Origin of the sequence: Blautia sp. HCN-1074 (assembly GCF_037890165.1) — a bacterium.
Lineage (GTDB): Bacteria > Bacillota > Clostridia > Lachnospirales > Lachnospiraceae > Blautia_A.
On record NZ_JBBKBP010000030.1, the window covers coordinates 1 to 21,531 of the forward strand.

Genomic DNA, 21,531 nt, shown 5'->3' on the forward strand with positions numbered 1-21,531 from the left:
TACATGCGGCACATGGCTATCTGTTAAATCAGTTTTATTTGCCACTGACAAATCATAGAATGGATGAATACGCAGGAAATACAATGGAAGGGCGAACACGGATTCTGGAATCATGAAAGATATGATGGAAATGGATACCCTGATGGTTTAAAGGGAGAAGAGATTCCAATCGCAACGCAGGTGGTGTTTTTGGCGGATGCATATGATATTCTGGTCAGTGAATCCGCATACAGGAAAGGAATTCCTCATAAAGAGGCAATTAGAAATATCCTTGAGGGAAAGAGCGGAGCGTTCAATCAGCTTTTGCTGGAATGCCTGCTTGACGGACAGAACAGAATCCAAAGAGAACTTGGATGCCAGATGCCAGATGGAATAAAATTCGATTGCTGTCCAAAAATCTCAAACTTTAGCGAAAAATAATAATTAGGAAAGAAAAAACACCAAATCAGTCGACAGAAAATAGGACAAAATACTCTGCGTAGCTTGATTTTTCCATTCTCATTCCTCTATAATATGAGATGTGTTGAGAAAAAACTTTATTTGTAGAAGAATCAGGGAGGAGATAGCCTCATGGAAAAATTAAATGTGGCAGTTGCAGATGATAATGAGAGAATGGTGGAAGTACTTGGCCAGATCATAGAAGAAGATAAAGACCTGGAATTGGTAGGAAAGGCTCATAATGGAGAGGAAATCTGCAATATTATACGTGAAAAAGAACCTGACGTTGTTGTTTTGGACATCATTATGCCGAAAATGGATGGTCTGGCTGTTATGGAAAAGTTTGCTCATGACAAAAGCCTCAAAAAAGCGCCGGTATTTATTGTAGTTTCTGCTGTTGGCCAGGAACGCATTACAGAAGATGCGTTCAGCCTTGGGGCAGACTACTATATTTTGAAGCCTTTTGACAATAAAATGCTTCTGAACCGTATTAAACATGCGCGCAGAGCAGGCGAGAGAAGAATGAGAGAAATCAGCCGCCAGACGGAGAGAACAGAAGAAAAACAGGTACCGGTAAGAAATCTTGAGACAGATGTGACCAATATCATTCACGAGATTGGAGTGCCGGCACACATAAAAGGCTACCAGTATCTGCGCGATGCGATCATTTTGTCAGTGAACGACATGGAAATGCTGAATTCTATCACGAAAATACTCTATCCTACGATTGCGAAACGACATCAGACAACAGCCAGCAGAGTAGAACGGGCTATCAGACATGCGATAGAAGTTGCATGGAGCAGAGGCAAAATGGATACGATAGATGAATTATTTGGATATACAGTAAGTACCGGAAAAGGAAAACCTACAAATTCAGAATTTATTGCCTTGATTGCAGATAAAATCAGACTGGAATATAAAAATCGCTCTTTTCAATAGACATATTTTGGAGTATAATTATACAATAAAGGCTACCAAGGAGGGTTTTTCGCATGAAAAATATTTTATTTGCAACATCTGAAGCAGTTCCGTTTATCAAGACAGGAGGTCTGGCAGATGTAGCGGGCTCTTTGCCGAAATATTTTGATAAAAGATATTTTGATATTCGTGTGATTTTACCGAAATATGCCTGTATGAAACAGGAATGGAAAGATAAAATGGACTATATCACACATTTCTACATGGATCTTGGATACAAGAACTGCTATGTGGGAATCATGCATATGGAGTATGAAGGAATTCAGTTCTACTTTATTGATAATGAATATTACTTCAGCGGACCGAAACCATACGATGGAGGAACTTGGGATCTGGAGAAATTTGCATTCTTCTCAAAAGCAGTATTGTCCGTTCTCCCGGTTATCGGGTTCAGACCGGATATCATTCACTGCCATGACTGGCAGACAGGACTTGTACCTGTATATCTGCATGACAGTTTCCAGCAGAATGAATTTTTCTGGAATATAAAGACAATCATGACGATCCATAACCTTAAATTCCAGGGTGTATGGGATGTTAAGACAATTCAGAATATTACAGGACTTTCAGATTACTATTTCACAGCAGATAAACTTGAGGCATACAAAGATGCCAACTATCTGAAAGGTGGTATCGTATTTGCTGATGCAGTCACCACTGTAAGTAATACATATGCAGAAGAGATTAAAACACCATTTTATGGTGAAAAACTGGATGGTCTTATGTGCGCAAGGGCTAACAGCCTGAGAGGAATCGTAAATGGTATTGATTATAACGTATTCAACCCTGAGACAGATCCATATATCACAAAGACATATAACGCAACTACATTCAGAAAAGAAAAGGTAAAAAATAAAATTCAGCTTCAGAAAGACCTTGGACTTCAGGAAGATCCAAAGGCCATGATGATTGGTATTGTATCCCGTCTGACAGATCAGAAAGGTTTTGATCTGATTGCATATGTTATGGATGAACTTTGTCAGGATGCAATCCAGCTTGTAGTTCTTGGAACCGGTGATGAACGTTATGAAAATATGTTCCGTCATTTTGACTGGAAATATCATGGAAAGGTATCTGCACAGATTTATTATGATGAAACAATGTCTCATCGTATCTATGCAGCTGCTGATGCATTCCTGATGCCGTCCTTATTCGAACCATGCGGACTCAGCCAGCTTATGAGTCTTCGCTATGGAACGCTTCCAATTGTCAGAGAGACAGGCGGACTTAAGGATACAGTTGAACCTTATAACGAATATGAAGGAACAGGAACAGGATTTTCTTTCAGAAATTACAATGCACATGAAATGCTTGCAACTGTACGTAATGCAGAGAAAATTTTCTACGACAAGAAACGTGAGTGGAATAAAATGGTTGACCGCGCTATGGCAGCTGATTTCTCATGGGGCAACTCCGCACGCCAGTATGAAGAAATGTACAATTGGCTGATCGGCGATAAACCGGAATAAAAAATTCATTTTGTATTATTTTGCTGAAAGTGAATGATACACCATAGTTTATAAGAGAATCAGGCAGAAAATATGCATATTAATAACACAAAAGAGCAGAGGATGCAAAAGAAGCGCATTCTCTGCTTTTGCTGTCTTTGATTTTGAGTAACTATAAAAAAGTTACTGTTCACTCCGTTCTCAGTAACCATAAAAAAATTAATTGTTTTCAGAGAAAACAAAAAAGCTTGACATCCGCTTTAAAGTATAATACTATAATGAATAGAAAACGAACATAAGTTCTGAATGCGTATAAGGAGATTATATAAATGATAAGTGAAGAAAAACAGAAAGCGCTGGAAGCAGCACTTGGACATATTGAGAAACAGTACGGGAAAGGCTCTGTAATGAAACTTGGAGAATCAGGAGCCAATATGCAGGTAGAGACAGTTCCTACCGGTTCATTAAGCCTTGATATCGCCCTTGGAGTAGGCGGCGTACCTAAGGGACGTATCATCGAGATCTACGGACCGGAATCCAGTGGTAAGACAACAGTTGCGCTCCACATGGTAGCTGAAGTGCAGAAGAGGGGCGGAATTGCCGGCTTTATTGATGCGGAGCATGCATTAGACCCGGTATATGCCAAGAATATCGGCGTAGATATTGATAATTTATACATATCACAGCCAGATAACGGAGAACAGGCGCTTGAAATCACAGAAACTATGGTACGTTCCGGTGCTGTGGACATTGTAATCGTTGACTCTGTAGCAGCGCTTGTACCGAAAGCAGAGATTGATGGAGATATGGGTGACAGCCATGTTGGCCTTCAGGCAAGACTGATGTCACAGGCTCTCCGTAAACTTACAGCAGTTATCAGCAAATCCAACTGCGTTGTTATCTTTATCAATCAGCTTCGTGAGAAAGTCGGTGTAATGTTTGGTAATCCGGAGACAACAACAGGTGGACGTGCCCTGAAATTCTATTCTTCCATTCGTCTGGATGTCCGCAGAGTTGAGACACTGAAGCAGGGTGGCGAGATGGTAGGTAACCATACCAGAATCAAAGTTGTGAAGAATAAAGTAGCTCCGCCATTTAAACAGGCAGAGTTTGATATCATGTTCGGAACTGGTATTTCCAAAGAGGGAGATATTCTTGATTTGGCAGCTGACTGCGGTATCGTAAATAAGAGTGGTGCATGGTATGCATACAATGGAGATAAAATCGGACAGGGGCGTGAGAATGCGAAGCTTTTCCTCAAAGAGCACACTGACATCTGTGATGAGATTGAGAAGAAAGTAAGAATCCAATATCATCTTTTGCCGGATGAAGAAGGCGATACACAAGAGACTGCGGCAACAGATTCCGTACAGGATGATTCTGAGGAATAATTATGGGAAATGCATTCGGAGATCTGAAAGAATTTCTTGAAAATGCGGAGAGGCTGAAGAGAAGGTCTGCAACGAAGCAACAGAAAAATTTAACAGAAGAACCCGAGGAATACAGAGACGCAAGGCGTAAAGCCATGCGTCTCTTAGAACATATGGACCGCACTGAACGGGGGCTGAGAGAGAAACTGCGCCAGACAGGATTTAGTCCGAGGGCAGTAGATTATGCGCTGGCATATGTAGAATCCTATGGATACATAGATGATGAACGATATGCCAGAACTTATATTGCATACAGAATGGATACAAAGAGCCGCCAGAAGATTATACAGGAACTTATCAGCAAGGGAATAGACAAGGAAACAGCAGAGTCTGCATGGGAAGAAGAGGCTGCGCTGAATATGCCTGATGAGAGGAAAATCCTGTATCGGACTGTGGAGAAGAAATACTCTCCCGATACCGAACTGGATGAAAAAGAAATGCGCCGGTTGCAGGGGTATCTGTTAAGAAGGGGATTTAGCTATTCAGATATAAAAAGTGTGCTTGAAGATATGAATATCCGGACGACTGCCTGGTAACGAAATCGTTCGCTGCAAACGTATTGGACAGTAAGCAAAATCGGAAAAATATTCAAACAATTACCTAGAAAAACTTGACATAAGTATGAAAAAAAGATAAACTTGTATTGTTGTATTTGTACAATGAAAACTAAATAAGGAGGTGCTCCTGTGACAACAACAATTATTGTTGCAATTGTCGCTGTGGTAGTCGCGCTACTTATTGCGGTTCCTGTTACTTGCAAAGTCGCTGTAAACAACAAAATCCAGAAGGATGCAGAAGTCGTTGGAACAGCCGAAGACAAAGCAAGAAGCATCATAGATGAAGCTCTGAAAACAGCCGAGACTAAAAAAAGAGAAGCTTTATTGGAAGTGAAGGAAGAATCTCTCCGTACAAAAAATGAACTGGAGAAAGAAACCAAGGAACGAAGAAACGAACTGCAGAAGTATGAAAACCGTGTATTAGCCAAAGAATCCGCGGTTGACAAGAAAGCAGATGCAGTGGAGAAGCGTGAAGCGGAATGCACAGCGAGAGCAGCTGAGGTGCAGAAAAAAGAAAAACGAGTAGAAGAACTTGAGCAAAAAGGAGTACAGGAACTGGAACGTGTTTCAGGTCTGACCTCCGAACAGGCAAAAGAAGAATTACTCAGATCCGTTGAAGATGATGTAAAAGTGGATGTAGCCAGACTTTACAGAGAACTGGAGAGCAGAGCAAAAGAAGAAGCTGGTAAGAAGGCCAAGGAATATGTAGTCAACGCCATTCAGAAATGTGCGGTTGATCATGTAGCTGAGACTACCATTTCAGTCGTTCAGCTTCCAAGCGATGAGATGAAGGGAAGAATTATCGGTCGTGAAGGTCGTAATATCCGTACCCTTGAGACACTTACAGGTGTAGATCTTATTATTGATGATACACCGGAAGCAGTTGTATTGTCTGCCTTTGATCCGATTCGTCGTGAGATTGCGCGGGTAGCTCTTGAGAAACTGATCGTAGATGGACGTATCCATCCGGCCAGAATCGAAGAGATGGTTGAGAAAGCTCAGAAAGAAGTAGAAGCGCAGATTCGTGAAGATGGTGAGAATGCAGCTATGGACGTTGGCGTTCATGGTATTCATCCGGAATTACTGAAACTTCTTGGACGTATGAAATTCCGTTCAAGCTACGGACAGAATGCTTTGAGACATTCTATCGAAGTAGCTCAGTTATCTGGTATGTTAGCTGGTGAAGTCGGTGTAGATGTCCGTATGGCTAAGAGAGCTGGTCTTCTTCATGATATTGGTAAATCAATTGACCATGAAGTTGAAGGATCTCATATTCAGATTGGTGTGGATCTCTGTAAGAAGTATAAGGAATCACAGATCGTCATTAATACGGTCGCATCCCATCATGGTGATGTAGAACCGGAATCTCTGATCGCATGTATCGTACAGGCAGCAGATGCTATTTCGGCTGCAAGACCTGGTGCAAGAAGAGAGACGCTGGAGACTTATACAAATCGTCTGAAACAGCTGGAAGATATTACGAATCAGTTTAAGGGCGTTGATAAATCTTTTGCTATTCAGGCAGGTAGAGAAATTCGTGTAATGGTAGTACCGGAGCATGTAAATGATGCAGATATGGTTCTCCTTGCACGAGATATTGCAAAACAGATTGAAGCAGAACTTGAATATCCTGGTCAGATCAAAATCAATGTAATCCGCGAAAGCAGAGCAATTGACTATGCTAAATAATATTATTGGACACGAGAGTGAACAGCAATAAATAGTTCTTTGCAGATATAAACTGTGTAGATTGTATTATTACAGTCTGCACAGTTTTTTTGTGCAGCAAGAAATTCCACAGGAATATTTTAAAAGAAAGATAAGTAAACTGGTACAGGGTGAGAGAATGAAAAGAAAAAGAAAATTTCCCGTTTTGCTTTTATTCTTTTTAGGATTTCTGGCAGGGAACCTGATACCAAACATTATCTGGAAAATAAAATGGCAGCAGAAAACCTGGGCGTCAATTTATTTTTTAAGTACATTTGCAGGAAAGGATATATCAGGAATAGAATATCTGAAAGAGATAATGAAGTATAGAGGATGCTTTTATCTACTGAATGTAATCTGCGGATTTTCCGTTTTTGGCGAGCCTCTTTCTGTTATAACACTTATAGCTTCCGGACTCTATACGGGTATTATAATGTCTGCATCCATACTGGAATTTGGATTTGCGGGCGGAGTGATCGGTATGGGACTTTTGCTTCCCCAATATTTATTTTATATTCCGGTCTGGTTGTATTCTATGGAACAGGAATGGATAATGTCATCGGAAATATGGAAAAATAAAGGTTTAATTTTCGGAAAGATAAGTATGTATTTACGTAGAATGATGTTTGCTTTTCTGCTATATTTTCTGGGAATCCTTGTAGAATGTTTCGTAAATCCCTGGATTATCAGTAAAATTCTGGAATATATTAAAATTTTTTGAATGATATATTTACCATATTTAGTGTTGGTTGTCATAAAATCTCCGAGATATAGTATATCATGCTGAAAAGGCTTGAAATACCGCGCTTTAAGGCAAAAAAAGGGTTTGATTTTATGTAAAATAAACAGTATAATACATATACATTTTAGAATAATAACGGATCAGAAGTGCTATGACGAGTATTATTATGGTTTGGTGATGGTCAAGCGGATATTCGCAATCCGCTTCGCTACGTAGCTCTACACCGAATAACTGCTCCGCAGTTTATCAGAAGGAGCTTGCACTCCTCCTGATACAAGCAAGTCCCCACCCACTGCTTATTGCTTTTCGCAATTGAAGCAGGGGACTTACTTGATTCGATTAAATAAATACACATTATTTCCTTACTATTTCAATGATGAATCAGATGTGTATTTTGTGTTTGGATATATTTTGATATTTAGCTAAAATGTTGGGGATGTCATTATCTGCTACATAGGATAAACAATAAAAGGGAACGGAAGCGTGGGAATATGGATATAGAAATAAGGGAATTTATCACATATCTGCATGATATAAAGAAAACATCTACAAATACAGAAATTTCTTATAAAAGAGATTTGAAAAAAATGGCAGAATTTCTGGAAGAACGGGGAATCAGAAATTATAAAGATGTGAAAGAACTTGAACTTGAAGGATACATAAGTTATATGGAACGTGAGAAATTTGCATCATCCTCTATTTCAAGAAGTGTTGCATCTATGAGAGCGTTTTTTCAGTATTTGTGGAAAGAAGGCGTAATTACAAAAGATCCGGCAGAAAATCTGAAACCACCGAAGGTTGAGAAAAAAGCACCGGAGATACTCACGATAGAAGAGGTAGATAAACTGCTTCAGCAGCCGAATCTGGATACACCAAAAGGGATAAGAGATTCTGCAATGCTGGAATTATTATATGCTACAGGTATGCGTGTAAGCGAGATGCTACACCTGCAGATTTTTGATGTGAATCTTCAATTTGGATATGTAGTCTGCCATGAGAATGGAAAAGAGAGGATTATTCCTATCGGACTTCCGTGTAAAAAGGCTATGGAACGATATTTGAAGACATCCAGAACTACTTTTGTAAAAGATGAAAAAGAAACTGCATTATTTACAAATTGTTCCGGGAAGGCGATGAGTCGTCAGGGATTCTGGAAGGTGCTGAAAGGATATGCGGATGATGCCGGGATTAAGAGAGATATTGCGCCGCATACGCTGCGCCATTCCTTTGCAGTACATATGCTTCAGAATGGCGCAGATATACGAAGTGTTCAGGAAATGCTGGGACATTCAGATATTTCTACTACGCAGGTTTATCTGGGTATGAATATGAACAAGATGCGGGATGTGTATATGAAAACACACCCACGTCATTGATATACACAGTGCGTATCTATAAATGTTAAAAAAGAAAAATGGATGATAGTGTCTATTTAAAAATAAAAAGCTTCCGCCGTATTTGGTGGAAGCTTTTTGCGTAAAAAAATTACGAAATGGCACAGTAGTGTGTCAACAAGTTGATTTCTTGAACAATCTTACGTCTAAATTTCTTATTTCCGCGTTGTCGTCGGTCGCCGTAGCCACCGCTACGCCTCTCTCCTCCGCCTTGAAATAAGAAAATTTATCCTGCAAGATTGTTTCAAGAATCAACTTGTCGGCACACTAGCACATTTCAGCGATTGTATACAGAAGACGCTCGGATTCTTCCCATCCAAGACATGGGTCTGTGATGGATTTTCCATAAATATGGTCACATCCGATCTTCTGATTGCCTGGCTCAATATAACTCTCGATCATAAGACCTTTAACCAGAGTATGAAGTTCCGGATTAACCTGACGGCTGTGAAGAACTTCTTTGGCAATACGAACCTGCTGGTCATACTGTTTATTAGAATTGGAGTGGTTAGTATCAACAATAACAGCCGGATTTTTCAGGTTCTTTTCCTGATATTTTTCCCAGAGAAGACGAAGATCTTCGTAATGATAGTTTGGGATTGCTTCGCCATGTTTGTTTACAGCACCACGAAGAATCGTATGAGCAAGTTCATTACCGGTAGTCTCTACCTCCCAGCTTCTGTAAATGAAACGATGTCCGCCCTGTGCTGCAACAACTGAGTTAAGCATAACTGCAAGGTCACCGCTGGTAGGGTTCTTCATACCTGCTGGAACTTCCATACCGCTGACAGTAAGGCGATGCTGCTGATCCTCTACGGAACGTGCACCTACTGCTACATAAGAAAGCAGGTCGGAAAGATAACGATAGTTCTCTGGATAAAGCATTTCATCTGCGCATGTCATTCCACTGGTCTGAATTGCATGAATATGCATTTTACGGATTGCAATAAGACCTTCGAGAAGGTTTGGCTGTTTTTCGGGATCCGGCTGGTGAACCATACCCTTATAGCCTTCTCCTGTTGTTCTCGGCTTATTTGTGTAAACACGTGGAACAATCAGAACCTTGTCAGCTATTTTTTCCTGAACATTGCGTAATCTGGTAAGATAATCCAAAACAGCATCTTCGTTATCTGCTGAACAAGGACCGATGATTGCAAGAAATTTATCGGATTTTCCGGTAAAAACATCACGCAGTTCCTTATCTCTTGCATCTTTAATGGCCTGAATTTCAGCATCAATGGGATACTGATTGCGAATTTCTTCAGGGGTTGGTAATTTTTTGATAAAATCGAATCCCATGGTTGTATCTCCTTTGTGTCTTTTTGTGTCGCTTTTTCGGCATTTATTATAAACCATTCTTATCTGAATGTCGATAGGGAAAATATTTTTCGGATAATGCATACATATGAAGCAGGGTAAGAACAAGCTCTCCACAGAGAATTCCATACAGATATCCACGTATTCCGAAAACTGGAATAGCAAATAATACAAAACATACCCGGATACAGATACTGATCATACTGTGAATCAGGCAGGTTCCTGATTTGCCAAGTCCGTTTAATACACTGGTGAGAGTCGTATTGAGGTATAAAAAAGGGCAGATATATGCCATAGTGTGAATATAAGTACCGGCAGTCTGGCTGTGAAACAAAAAGTTTCCGAAAAATTCTCCGAAAAATAAAAACAGGATCATACAAAAACCGCCAAACAGCAGGCAATATCTGAAAATCTGGTGAACCACATATTGTATCCGCTTCTGGTAACCAAGTGTCTGGAGTTCTGTGATGGAAGGAAGCAGCATAACAGCGGCTGAATTTGTGATCGTTGCAGGAAACAGGATGAGAGGAAGAGCCATACCGGTAAAAATACCGTAAATACTTAATGCGTCTTTAGCACTTAATCCAGACATTTGTAATCTGGCAGGGATGAGAATGACTTCCATACTGCTGAGAACGGTCAGAAGTATTTTGTTTAAAGTAAGAGGCATAGAAATCTGAAACAGATTTTTTAAAATCCGGCCAGAATTTTTTATATGTGAAAAAGTATAATCTGTTTTCTTTAAATGCATACTGACAGCAAAAAGAGAAATAAAAGAAGAGGCGATTTCCCCGATAAGATTTCCGCCAACCGCTATCGCCGGAGTAATGGTACGTTTTTGTGATTCAAAAATAAGGTAGAGAACATAACAGCCGCCTACACGAAAAATCTGTTCGAGAAGCTGTACCCCTGCCGGAAAACCTGCTTTTTTTCTGCCAAAATAGTAACTGTTAACACAAGTATGAAGTGTACTTAAAGGGATACTAAAAGACAGTATCTGTATCAGAATGGCAGTTTGGGACTCTTTGAGAATCTGTGTAGCCCAGAAATCCGCATGAGCATAAAGAATCCAGGAAAGGAACAAAGAAAACATAATAGAAAATATCGTGCCAATGATGAAATAATCACCGGCGTGTCTGGGGGTATGAAGGGCAGTTTCTGAAGCTGTAAGGCGGGAAATCGCTGACTGTATACCTGAGGCGCAAACAGCCATTACCAGAAGCTGCAAAGGAAGAACAAGCTGGAAAAGTCCCAGTCCATGTGCACCGATCGTATGAGAAAGGAATATTCTGTAAAAGAAGCCTAAAAGTCTGCTAAGCAGTCCGGTAAAAGTAAGTAGTAAAGTCCCCTTTATAAAAAGCATTTTTGACATAATAAAGTTTTCAGCCCTTTTAAGTTTGCTGCGTAATAATGCTTACTATTCACTACTGATGTCCCGTAAGGTCTGTGCATCATGAAGCGTGTTACTGGGCACGGAGTGAACAGTAACCTTAATAACGCTTTTACAGCAATATATGTACAAAACAGCCTTGACAGAACAAATAGTTTCTGGTAAAGTAATCATGAAATCCGAGGGAAACACTGGGAATTAAAAAACGAGGTGAGAAAATGAAACTGTCAACAAGAGCACGTTATGGTTTGAAAGCGTTGATAGACCTGGGATTACACAGCGAAAATGAAGCAGTCTCTTTACAGAGCATTGCAGAAAGACAGGATATTTCCACAAGCTATCTCGAACAGCTTATGGCCATGCTTAAGAAAGCTGGTCTGGTAAAGAGCAGCAGAGGTGCCTATGGCGGTTATCAGCTTGGCAAGCCGGCAGATGCGATCTCGGTCGGTGAAGTCCTGCGAGTGCTGGAAGGCAGCCTGGAAGCAGCAGCCTGCCCTGGGATCGAGAACGATGGAACCTGTCATGGCAGCGATGTCTGTGTGGCGAAACTCGTCTGGAAGAGAATTAACGACAGTATTACAAACGCTGTGGATACCCTGATGCTTGGTCAGCTGATCAATGAAAGCAGAAGAGTACATGAAGAAAAAATGGAAAGTTTGAACACAAAGGAAACGGTGTCAGACATACTTAAATAAAACAGGAGGACAAGAAAATGGGAAAAATGATTTATCTGGACAATGCAGCAACAACTAAAACAGCACCGGAGGTTGTCCAGGCAATGCTGCCATATTTTTCAGAATATTATGGCAACCCGTCCAGTATTTATGATTTTGCAGGCAAGAGCAAAGAAGCGATCACAAAAGGAAGAGAGCAGATCGCAGAAGTTCTTGGTGCAAAGAAAGAAGAAATTTATTTTACAGCCGGTGGATCTGAAGCTGATAACTGGGCTTTGAAAGCAACTTTCGAAGCATATAAATCAAAAGGAAACCACATCATCACAACAAAGATTGAGCATCACGCAATTCTTCATACATGTGAATACTTGGAGAAACGCGGCGCGAAGATCACATATGTAGATGTAGATGAGAATGGTATTGTGAAACTGGATGAACTTGAGAAAGCTATCACACCAGAGACAATCCTGATTTCTGTTATGTTTGCAAACAATGAAATTGGTTCTATCCAGCCAATTAAAGAAATCGGCCGTATCGCAAAAGAGCATGGCGTTCTTTTCCATACAGATGCTGTTCAGGCATTCTGCCAGGTTCCGATCAATGTAGATGAATGCAATATTGATATGTTAAGTTCCAGCGGACATAAGATTAACGGACCAAAAGGAATCGGTTTCTTATACATCCGTAAAGGTGTGAAGATTCGTTCTTTCGTACATGGCGGAGCACAGGAACGTAAACGTCGTGCCGGTACAGAAAATGTTCCGGGAATCGTTGGATACGGTGCAGCAGCAGCTCGCGCGAACGCTTCTATGAAAGAGCGTACAGAGAAAGAAATCGCTATCAGAGATCATCTGATTCACAGAATTGAGACAGAAATTCCATATGTAAAAGTAAACGGAGATCGTGTAAAACGTCTTCCAAATAATGTAAATGTCAGCTTCCAGTTTGTAGAAGGCGAATCCCTTCTTCTGATGCTTGATAATTATGGAATCTGTGCATCAAGCGGATCTGCATGTACATCAGGTTCTCTTGATCCGTCTCATGTACTTCTGGCAATCGGTCTGCCGCATGAGATCGCACATGGTTCTCTGCGTATGACTCTCAGCGAAGAGACAACAATGGAAGATGTAGATTTCACAGTAGACAGACTGAAAGAAATTGTAGCACATTTAAGAAGCATGTCTCCATTATATGAAGACTTTATGAAAAAACAGAAATAAGCAGGATAACAGGAGGAAATACAAATGGCTTACAGTGAGAAAGTAATGGATCATTTTCAGCATCCACGTAATGTTGGAGAAATAGAGAACGCAAGTGGCGTAGGAACAGTAGGAAATGCAAAATGCGGTGATATCATGAGAATTTTCCTTGATATTGATGATGAGACACATATCATCAAAGACTGCAAATTCAAAACATTTGGATGTGGTGCAGCAGTAGCAACCAGCAGCATGGCAACAGAGATGGTAATGGGAAAAACTATCGAAGAAGCTATGGAAGTTACAAATAAAGCTGTTATGGAAGCTCTTGACGGACTTCCGCCAGTAAAAGTTCACTGCTCTCTGCTTGCAGAGGAAGCAATCCATGCTGCTTTATGGGACTATGCCCAGAAACATCACATTGAGATTAAAGGTCTTAAGAAACCGAAGTCTGATATTCACGAAGGTGAAGAAGCAGAAGAGGAAGAATATTAATCAGTTTTTTCAGAAAGCTGAATCTGTTTGTGATTTGAAATCGTTATATTAAAAGAAGGGGCGGATGATACTCATCATCTGCCCTGTGTTTTATATTGTGAAGTTAGGATCAAAAGGTCTTTTGACCCTGATATCATTACAAAGCGGGCAGTTACTGTTCGTTTTGGTCTCATTAACAATTTATCTATTTTCTGCAGGAGGTAAAGATGACAGGACTTACGAATGAACAGGTGCAGGAGAGGATTGCAGAAGGAAAAGTTAATGTCAACGAGAACCCAAATACCAGGACGTACAAGCAGATTATTTTGGAGAATACACTTACGTTTTTCAACTTTCTGAACCTTGTACTTCTGGTGCTGGTCCTTTTTGTGAGATCTTATAAGAATTCCATGTTTATGGGAATTATCCTGATCAATACGGTAATCGGTATTGTTCAGGAGATCAGGGCAAAGAAGACAATCGATAAGCTTGCAATCCTTACGGAAAGTAAAACAGTTGTTTTGCGTGAAGGAAAGAAATGGAGTATTTCCACAGAGAAGCTGGTGATTGATGATCTGATTTTCCTGAAGACAGGTGATCAGGTACCGGCAGATGTGAAAGTACTGGAAGGAGCGGTGGAAGTAAATGAGTCTCTGCTGACTGGTGAGTCAGATAATTTGACCAAGAACCAGGGAGATGAACTTTTTTCAGGAAGCTTTGTGACATCTGGAGAAGCCTGTTGTCAGGTAATTCACGTCGGAAAGGATAACTATGCCGCACAGATCACAAGTGAAGCAAAGGAATTTAAACGCCATAATTCAGAATTACGTAACTCTCTGAATGCGATTTTGAAAGTAATCAGTATTATTATCGTTCCTTTAGGTGCGATGCTGTTTTATAAACAGTATTTTATCGTGGGAGATACGCTGAAAGATTCCGTGGTAAATATGGTGGCAGCTGTACTTGGAATGATTCCGGAGGGACTTGTGCTGCTGACAAGTGTGGCGTTGACACTTGGTTCTATGGTTCTTGCAACTAAGAAGACCCTGGTACAGGAGCTTTACTGTATAGAAACCCTGGCAAGAGTTGATACACTTTGTCTGGATAAGACCGGAACGATCACAGAAGGAACTATGCGCGTCGAAGATGTACAGTTGTATACCGCCGGACAGAACGCTGGAGTGAAAGCCGTCTCTCTTGAAAAAACAGAGCCGCAGATAATTGATTTGAAAGCGGAAGCGTCAGCAACAGTAAATACTGAAGGTGAAAAAACAATATTACAAGTGGCTGACTCAGAAGTTGATGCGAAAATGTCACAATCAGACGATTTAAATAAGGATATCACAGAGGAGGATAGACGGAAACTCCAGGAGATTAACCATATTATGGGAAATCTTATGTCAGTTTTGCATGACCAAAATGCAACAGCAGATGCCCTTAGAGAGAAATTTTCGGCAAAGTCTGACTTAAAACCGGTTCATGTTATTCCGTTTTCATCGGACAGAAAATACAGTGGAGCCGTATTTGAAGGAAAAGGAACTTACCTGATGGGAGCTGCACAGTTTCTGTTTCCGGAAGAAAATGAAGAACTTCTGGCGTATTGCAGCAAATATGCAGAAGCAGGATTTCGTATCCTTGTTCTGGCATACAGCGAGCAGGAAACGAAAGGAACTGAACGCCCGGCAGGACTGGAGCCGATGGGATTATTCCTTATTACAGATGTGATTCGTGCAGAAGCACCAGATACGCTGGCTTTCTTTGACAGTCAGGGAGTTGACCTTAAGATAATTTCGGGAGATGATCCGGTGACAGTTTCAGCGATTGCAAAGAAAGCAGGCTTAAAGAATGCGGATCATTATATTGATGCGACAACAATTACTACTCCTGATGAAATGCAGCGTGCAGTTGCAGAATGCAGTGTTTTCGGACGTGTGACACCACAGCAGAAGAAACAGATGGTTCAGGCGCTTCAGGCTCAGAAACATACAGTAGCTATGACCGGTGATGGTGTAAATGACGTACTGGCATTAAAAGAGGCAGACTGCAGCATTGCCATGGCAGCAGGAAGTGATGCAGCCAAGAATATCGCAAATGTGGTCTTACTGGATTCTAATTTTGGAGCAATGCCGCATATTGTGAATCAGGGACGACGTGTAGTAAATAATATCCGAAGTGCGGCATCTATGTTCCTGATAAAAACAATTTTTTCTGTACTTTTAGCATTGATTACGATTTTCTTTGGAGATGCATATCCGTTTGAGCCGATACAGATGTCTCTGATTAGTGCCTGCGCGGTAGGCATTCCGACATTTCTTCTGACACAGGAAAACAATTATAATAAAATTGACCATACATTTTTAAGACATGTATTTATGAACGCCTTCCCGGCGGCTGTTACAATCACCGGATGCGTATTTACGATCATGCTGGTCTGCCAGAATGTATATCATTCCAATGTAATGTTAAATACAGCATGTGTTCTTGTTACCGGATGGAATTATATGTCTGCTCTGCGTACAGTTTACTCGCCGTTGAACACATATAGAAAAGTAATCATTTATGGAATGCAATTTGCATTTTTTATAAGTGCTGTAGTATTACAGAAACTATTGACCTTGGGATCACTGGAATTCGGAATGATTATCCTTGTATTCGTCCTGATGACATTTTCTCCGATTCTGATTGAAACAATCACAGAATGGATCAGAAGAATTTACGAGAAATCTCTGGATAAAGAAGATAAGGATAGGGGATTTTTTGCAAGATTTCTGGAAAGAGTACAGAAATAAGACAGAAGTCCTCCGGGAAGGATCGCACTGCGACGGAGAGGAATTATGTTGCTAAAACAACCCAACACAGACGGAGAATTCCGCAAACAGGATTCTTTCTTGCAATAAAATGTATATGGGTTAAAAAATAAGGACAATCCGCGAAAAATACGGGTTGTCCTTATTTGCGTTATTACATATGAAAATAACAGATGGTTTAATATCGCCTTTGTCAACTAAACTGATACAAATCTGATATTATTTTTTTCTACACAGCCAGAAGCATCCAAATGCCGGAATCATAACGCCCTTAGCTTCCATCTCGTGACCTGTGATAAGGTCTGTATACATACCATCATCTTCATTGATCCATGCAACCTTATCCTGATCACTGAAGTTGTAGATACCGATAAATTTCTCATCATCATTTTCACGAACAAGTGCAAGGATAGAAGAATCCCATGTATCGATAGTGCGAAGAGATGCATTTGTATCAAAGACGTTGTGCTCACTTCTGATATGTTCCAGATGATCCAGTGCATGGAAAAGTTTACCCTGTACAGTGTCAGCGATATTTCGGTTCGGAGCAAGAGACCAGTTGAATTCTCCTCTGTGGAGATAACGGGAATCAGCTGCTTTATTTGGATTATTCTTATAAGCATAGTCATTTAACTGGCCGATCTCATCACCACTGTAGATAACCGGAATACCGGACTGGGAAAGCATAAACGCATGTAATGTGATATCATAACGTACACTTCTGTCCACACCCGCAGTATTTCCCTCAAATCCGAATCTCTCGATTCCACAAAGAGAAGCAGTAGTTCCGCAAAGTCTTGCATCACCCAGGCGAGGATCGTCATTGTAGAGTTCACCACGTCCAAATGTATCCGGATATTTTCCTGTAAAGAAATCGTTAAGGAACTTCTTATGGGACACTTCATCGATAGAGAAGTTCTTAAGAAAATCATAATCTAATCCCCAGCCGATATCATCATGGCAGCGCAGATAATTCTGGAATACATATTCCTTAGGAAGTGAACCAAGAATATCCAGCTGTCTGCGAAGAAGAGATACATCCTTAGTGGCAACAGTATGCCAGGTACTTGCCATTGTCGTAACGTTATACAGAATATGGCATTCTGGTTTCTCAAGTGTACCAAAGTATGGAACTACTTTTTCAGGAGCCATAACAACTTCTCCGAGGAGCAGAACTCCCGGGCATACGATCTCGCAGATCATACGCATCATACGCACGATAGTGTGAACCTGAGGCAGGTTGCGGCAGTTTGTGCCAAGTTGTTTCCAGATATAAGGAACTGCATCAAGACGTACAATATCAACGCCCTGGTTGGCAAGATACAGCATGTTATAAACCATCTCATTAAATACAACAGGATTTCTGTAATTTAAATCCCACTGATATGGATAAAATGTGGTCATAACATGTTTATGTACATCATCCAGCCATGTGAAGTTGCCAGGCGCAGTAGTCGGGAATACCTGAGGACAGGTCTGCTCGTAGAGAGCAGGAACATCGTAGGAATCAAAGAAGAAATAACGATCCTGATATTCTTTTTCACCGGCGCGTGCGCGTTTTGCCCATTCGTGATCCTCGGATGTGTGGTTCATAACGAAATCAAGGCAGATATTAATGCCTCGTTCGTGACATTTGGCTGTTAACTCTGAAAAGTCTTCCATAGTGCCAAGTTCCGGCTGAACGGTACGGAAATCAGCAACTGCATAGCCACCATCACTTTTACCTTCCGGTGATGCGAGCAGAGGCATCAGATGCAGATAGTTTACATTGCATTCCTGTACATAGTCCAGTTTCTCTTCCAGACCCTTTAAAGTATGCGCAAAGTTATTTACATACATCATCATACCTAACAGGTCATTGCGTTTATACCAATTAGGATCTGCTTCACGTTTGCTGTCAGATGCTCTTAATGCTGCATTTCTTCCATTATAAAAGGTCTTCATATTAGATGTGAGGTCATTGAGATATGTCATGACATCATCGCGATCCTGATATAATTCACAGTATAACCATTTTAATTCATCGTAATGCTTCTGGAAACGCTCATTATATACAGCGAGATCAGCAGGCATTTCCAGCTTAGCTGGTTCAGTTTTGGAAGTTTCTACTTTAATCGGTTCAGTTTTAGAAGTTTCCACTTTGATTGGCTCAGTTTTGGAAGTTTCCACTTTGGTTGGTTCTGTCTTAGAAGTTTCCACCTTAACAGGCTCTACCTTGGAAGTTTCCACTTTGACAAGCTCTACTTTAGAAGTTTCCACTTTGATTGGTTCAACTTTAGAAGTTTCTACTTTAACAGGTTCTGTTTTAGAGGTAGTTACCTTTAATGTTTCAGTTTCCTGTTTTCTGACTGTTGCTGAAGAATGCTTCTTCTGGAGTCTTTTTTTAGCCATAATATTCCTCCCTGGTTTATGAAAAAATATATACAGAAAGCCGCAGCCTTAAAACTGCGCCTCTGAAATCATGTGAAATGCTCTGGTGTACCAATCGGTTGATTTACGGAAAGCAGTTACTTAATATTCGCTGTACTAGGGTTAAAAGTATTATCATGCATGTACATATGACTTTTTGAATTATTAACCCTGATATCATGAGATATTATATTACATAGACTGCCATATAGGCAAGTATTCAAATACTTTATAAAGAAATAAATTTCGGTTTACGGTCTTTAAATACGGTATAATGTTTGAAACCACAAGTTTCAAGTACATTAGCGGCCTTATCAAAGGCATATGCTACTTTATCCGGTGTATGGGCATCTGCGCCAACCGTAATGATTTCTCCACCGAGTTCTTTGTAACGTTTTATTACCGCAACACAAGGGTTTGGCTCGCCAAGTCCATAATGATATCCACCTGTGTTAAGCTCAATTCCCTTTCCCATTGAAATGAGTTTCTTAAGAATCTCATCCAGGATATCCTTATAGCGGCCATAAGAATACTGGCGGTTTTTATTAGGACCGTAACGGACAACATAATCAATATGACCATAAACATCGAAATCATCATATACAGAAATATTTTCAAGAATAGATTCAAAATACTCCATGTAACACAGAAATTCCTTGCGTCCCTCAAAAAAATCAGGATAATAAGGATCGTATCCATGAACAAGATGAGAAGATCCTATGACAAAATCAAAAGGTGTCTGAGAGAGAAGTGAGTTAAAATAATCTCCCAGGTGCATCTGCAACCCCAATTCGATTCCAAAACGCAGATGAATTTTATCCTTATATAAAGACTGCATTTCTATAAGCTTTTTTTGATAAGATGAAATATCCAGAGAAAAATCCAGACCATCAGGAGTAGCCGGATAATCAGGGTCAAGATGCTCCGTAAAAGTAATCCCCTGAATACCGAGTTCGATAGCACGCTGTATCATAGACTCCATAGGAGTATCAGAATCAGCGGAAAAAGAAGAATGCATATGGCAATCCCATAATATCTGTCTGTCCATAAGTTCAGTCCTTTCTTCTATTATAAATAATATAATGTGGTGATGATCGTGCTGTATATATGTGGTAAACATCCAAAGCCTTTATCGAGTTACTGTCCACACATTATTATTCCTCAAAGTACTTTGACATGAAAGTACCAGAATCCTGAAAATTGGACATTTATATATTGAGAATAATGAAAAAATAATGCAAAACAGTATCAATTTGCTTCTGACAGTAATGTTTAAAGCATACCACATACCAAGTATAGCATAGAATTTACATTTTTTACTTAATTTTTATTTGTTTTTTTGGAAAATGGTCTTGAATTTTTGTTTAGAATTATGTACAATACAATACAGGTTGATGATTCTTTAACAAACAAAAGGATTACCATAATTAACCACTTAATTCATAGGAGGAATTTTATCATGGCAGTAAAAGTTGCAATCAATGGTTTTGGACGTATCGGACGTCTTGCATTCCGTCAGATGTTTGGAGCAGAAGGATTTGAAATCGTAGCAATCAACGATTTAACATCTCCTAAAATGCTTGCTCACTTATTAAAATATGACTCAACACAGGGAAAATATGCTCTTGCAGACACAGTAACAGCAGGAGAAGATTCCATCACAGTTGACGGAAAAGAAATCAAAATTTATGCAAAAGCTAACGCTGCTGAACTTCCATGGGGAGAAATCGGCGTAGACGTAGTTCTTGAGTGTACAGGATTCTACACATCCAAAGACAAAGCTCAGGCTCATATCGATGCAGGTGCTAAACACGTTATCATTTCCGCTCCGGCTGGAAACGACCTTAAGACAATCGTTTACAATGTAAACCATGAAACTCTTACAAAAGAAGACCACATCATTTCTGCAGCTTCTTGTACAACAAACTGCTTAGCTCCAATGGCTAAAGCATTAAATGACCTTGCTGCAATCAAATCTGGTATCATGTGCACAATCCACGCTTACACAGGCGATCAGATGACACTTGATGGACCACAGAGAAAAGGTGACTTAAGAAGATCTCGTGCAGCTGCAGTTAACATCGTTCCTAACAGCACAGGTGCTGCTAAAGCTATCGGTCTTGTTATCCCAGAACTGAACGGCAAATTAATCGGATCTGCTCAGCGTGTTCCTACCCCAACAGGTTCTACAACAATCTTAACAGCAGTTGTTGAAGGTAACGTAACAAAAGAACAGATCAACGCAGCTATGAAAGCAGCTTCTAACGAATCCTTCGGATACAATGAAGATGAAATCGTATCCAGCGATATCGTTGGTATGAGATTTGGTTCTCTGTTCGATGCTACTCAGACAATGGTTCTTCCACTTGAGAATGGCACAACAGAAGTACAGGTAGTTTCCTGGTATGACAACGAGAACTCCTACACAAGCCAGATGGTTCGTACAATCAAACATTTTGGTAAACTGCTGAACGCTTAATTTTCAGTAAGTGTAGAAGAATAGACTCCAAGGAAGGGTCCGGTCTGATTTGGACCGGATCCTTTTCGCGTTGTCTGAGCATCCGAAA

General features: G+C 40.3%; 17 protein-coding genes. 13 read left to right on the forward strand and 4 right to left on the reverse strand.

The features are described 5' to 3' along the window. Nucleotides 1-63 precede the first annotated feature (63 nt). The 8 genes from WKT11_RS17675 to xerD all read left to right on the forward strand — a co-directional run bounded on the left by WKT11_RS17675 (nt 64) and on the right by xerD (nt 8,676). Entirely contained in the window at nt 64-420 is a 357-nt protein-coding gene (locus WKT11_RS17675) for an HD-GYP domain-containing protein (RefSeq protein ID WP_117677009.1), read from the forward strand. Between the two features lie 150 nt (nt 421-570). Continuing rightward, nucleotides 571-1,377, forward strand: coding sequence for a sporulation transcription factor Spo0A (gene spo0A / locus WKT11_RS17680; RefSeq protein WP_117677008.1), 807 nt, complete (start codon nt 571-573; stop codon nt 1,375-1,377). 53 nt (nt 1,378-1,430) lie between these two features. Then, nucleotides 1,431-2,885, forward strand: coding sequence for a glycogen synthase GlgA (glgA, locus tag WKT11_RS17685; RefSeq protein WP_117677007.1), 1,455 nt, complete (start codon nt 1,431-1,433; stop codon nt 2,883-2,885). 308 nt (nt 2,886-3,193) lie between these two features. Beyond that, complete coding sequence (recA, locus tag WKT11_RS17690) at nt 3,194-4,255, forward strand: recombinase RecA (protein ID WP_117677006.1); 1,062 nt, start codon at nt 3,194-3,196, stop codon at nt 4,253-4,255. 2 nt (nt 4,256-4,257) lie between these two features. Next, nucleotides 4,258-4,830, forward strand: a complete 573-nt coding sequence (locus tag WKT11_RS17695; protein ID WP_178762239.1) for a regulatory protein RecX — start codon at nt 4,258-4,260, stop codon at nt 4,828-4,830. 150 nt (nt 4,831-4,980) lie between these two features. Beyond that, a complete protein-coding gene (gene rny / locus WKT11_RS17700; RefSeq protein WP_117677004.1) occupies nt 4,981-6,540 on the forward strand; it encodes a ribonuclease Y in 1,560 nt (519 codons plus the stop codon). A 157-nt stretch (nt 6,541-6,697) separates the two neighbouring features. After that, on the forward strand, nt 6,698-7,279 hold the full coding sequence (locus tag WKT11_RS17705; RefSeq protein ID WP_117677016.1) for a hypothetical protein: 582 nt from the start codon (nt 6,698-6,700) through the stop codon (nt 7,277-7,279). A 512-nt stretch (nt 7,280-7,791) separates the two neighbouring features. Next, nucleotides 7,792-8,676, forward strand: coding sequence for a site-specific tyrosine recombinase XerD (xerD, locus tag WKT11_RS17710; RefSeq protein ID WP_117677003.1), 885 nt, complete (start codon nt 7,792-7,794; stop codon nt 8,674-8,676). A gap of 285 nt (nt 8,677-8,961) precedes the next feature. Here xerD and WKT11_RS17715 read toward each other — a convergent pair whose 3' ends face one another. Both WKT11_RS17715 and WKT11_RS17720 read right to left on the reverse strand, forming a co-directional pair. Then, nucleotides 8,962-9,993 carry a 3-deoxy-7-phosphoheptulonate synthase gene (locus WKT11_RS17715; protein ID WP_118411339.1) on the reverse strand — a complete coding sequence of 344 codons (1,032 nt, stop codon included), beginning with the start codon at nt 9,991-9,993 and terminating at the stop codon, nt 8,962-8,964. Nucleotides 9,994-10,039: 46 nt separating this feature from the next. Further along, nucleotides 10,040-11,383: an oligosaccharide flippase family protein gene (locus WKT11_RS17720; protein WP_118137362.1), complete on the reverse strand. Its 1,344-nt coding sequence runs from the start codon at nt 11,381-11,383 to the stop codon at nt 10,040-10,042. A 236-nt stretch (nt 11,384-11,619) separates the two neighbouring features. On the opposite strand from WKT11_RS17720, the gene WKT11_RS17725 reads away from it, so the two are divergent. From WKT11_RS17725 to WKT11_RS17740, 4 genes are all read left to right on the forward strand, one after another. Further along, complete coding sequence (locus WKT11_RS17725) at nt 11,620-12,096, forward strand: RrF2 family transcriptional regulator (RefSeq protein WP_118137360.1); 477 nt, start codon at nt 11,620-11,622, stop codon at nt 12,094-12,096. Between the two features lie 17 nt (nt 12,097-12,113). Further along, nucleotides 12,114-13,295: a cysteine desulfurase NifS gene (gene nifS / locus WKT11_RS17730; protein ID WP_117676999.1), complete on the forward strand. Its 1,182-nt coding sequence runs from the start codon at nt 12,114-12,116 to the stop codon at nt 13,293-13,295. 24 nt (nt 13,296-13,319) lie between these two features. Then, nucleotides 13,320-13,769, forward strand: coding sequence for a Fe-S cluster assembly scaffold protein NifU (nifU, locus tag WKT11_RS17735; protein WP_008704067.1), 450 nt, complete (start codon nt 13,320-13,322; stop codon nt 13,767-13,769). A 206-nt stretch (nt 13,770-13,975) separates the two neighbouring features. After that, nucleotides 13,976-16,537, forward strand: a complete 2,562-nt coding sequence (locus tag WKT11_RS17740) for an HAD-IC family P-type ATPase (RefSeq protein ID WP_118137356.1) — start codon at nt 13,976-13,978, stop codon at nt 16,535-16,537. Between the two features lie 237 nt (nt 16,538-16,774). Here the strand turns inward: WKT11_RS17740 and WKT11_RS17745 are convergent, their stop codons facing one another. Together WKT11_RS17745 and WKT11_RS17750 are read right to left on the reverse strand one after the other, a co-directional pair. After that, on the reverse strand, nt 16,775-18,946 hold the full coding sequence (locus tag WKT11_RS17745) for an alpha-amylase family glycosyl hydrolase (protein ID WP_117845596.1): 2,172 nt from the start codon (nt 18,944-18,946) through the stop codon (nt 16,775-16,777). Nucleotides 18,947-19,193: 247 nt separating this feature from the next. Then, nucleotides 19,194-20,012 (reverse strand): histidinol-phosphatase HisJ family protein, encoded by an 819-nt coding sequence (locus WKT11_RS17750; protein ID WP_178761711.1) that lies wholly within the window; start codon nt 20,010-20,012, stop codon nt 19,194-19,196. 411 nt (nt 20,013-20,423) lie between these two features. Here WKT11_RS17750 and gap point away from each other — a divergent pair, with 411 nt between their 5' ends. Beyond that, nucleotides 20,424-21,443 (forward strand): type I glyceraldehyde-3-phosphate dehydrogenase, encoded by a 1,020-nt coding sequence (gene gap, locus WKT11_RS17755; RefSeq protein ID WP_008704062.1) that lies wholly within the window; start codon nt 20,424-20,426, stop codon nt 21,441-21,443. Nucleotides 21,444-21,531 lie beyond the last annotated feature (88 nt).

Excerpts from the sequence above, each read along its gene's own strand:
- WKT11_RS17675 (WP_117677009.1), top strand. The coding sequence starts at position 64 with ATGAATACGCAGGAAATACAATGGAAGGGCGAACACGGATTCTGGAAT.
- spo0A (WP_117677008.1), top strand. The coding sequence starts at position 571 with ATGGAAAAATTAAATGTGGCAGTTGCAGATGATAATGAGAGAATGGTG.
- glgA (WP_117677007.1), top strand. The coding sequence starts at position 1,431 with ATGAAAAATATTTTATTTGCAACATCTGAAGCAGTTCCGTTTATCAAG.
- recA (WP_117677006.1), top strand. The coding sequence starts at position 3,194 with ATGATAAGTGAAGAAAAACAGAAAGCGCTGGAAGCAGCACTTGGACAT.
- WKT11_RS17695 (WP_178762239.1), top strand. The coding sequence starts at position 4,258 with ATGGGAAATGCATTCGGAGATCTGAAAGAATTTCTTGAAAATGCGGAG.
- WKT11_RS17705 (WP_117677016.1), top strand. The coding sequence starts at position 6,698 with ATGAAAAGAAAAAGAAAATTTCCCGTTTTGCTTTTATTCTTTTTAGGA.
- xerD (WP_117677003.1), top strand. The coding sequence starts at position 7,792 with ATGGATATAGAAATAAGGGAATTTATCACATATCTGCATGATATAAAG.
- WKT11_RS17715 (WP_118411339.1), bottom strand. The coding sequence starts at position 9,993 with ATGGGATTCGATTTTATCAAAAAATTACCAACCCCTGAAGAAATTCGC.
- WKT11_RS17720 (WP_118137362.1), bottom strand. The coding sequence starts at position 11,383 with ATGTCAAAAATGCTTTTTATAAAGGGGACTTTACTACTTACTTTTACC.
- WKT11_RS17725 (WP_118137360.1), top strand. The coding sequence starts at position 11,620 with ATGAAACTGTCAACAAGAGCACGTTATGGTTTGAAAGCGTTGATAGAC.
- nifS (WP_117676999.1), top strand. The coding sequence starts at position 12,114 with ATGGGAAAAATGATTTATCTGGACAATGCAGCAACAACTAAAACAGCA.
- nifU (WP_008704067.1), top strand. The coding sequence starts at position 13,320 with ATGGCTTACAGTGAGAAAGTAATGGATCATTTTCAGCATCCACGTAAT.
- WKT11_RS17740 (WP_118137356.1), top strand. The coding sequence starts at position 13,976 with ATGACAGGACTTACGAATGAACAGGTGCAGGAGAGGATTGCAGAAGGA.
- WKT11_RS17745 (WP_117845596.1), bottom strand. The coding sequence starts at position 18,946 with ATGGCTAAAAAAAGACTCCAGAAGAAGCATTCTTCAGCAACAGTCAGA.
- WKT11_RS17750 (WP_178761711.1), bottom strand. The coding sequence starts at position 20,012 with ATGGACAGACAGATATTATGGGATTGCCATATGCATTCTTCTTTTTCC.
- gap (WP_008704062.1), top strand. The coding sequence starts at position 20,424 with ATGGCAGTAAAAGTTGCAATCAATGGTTTTGGACGTATCGGACGTCTT.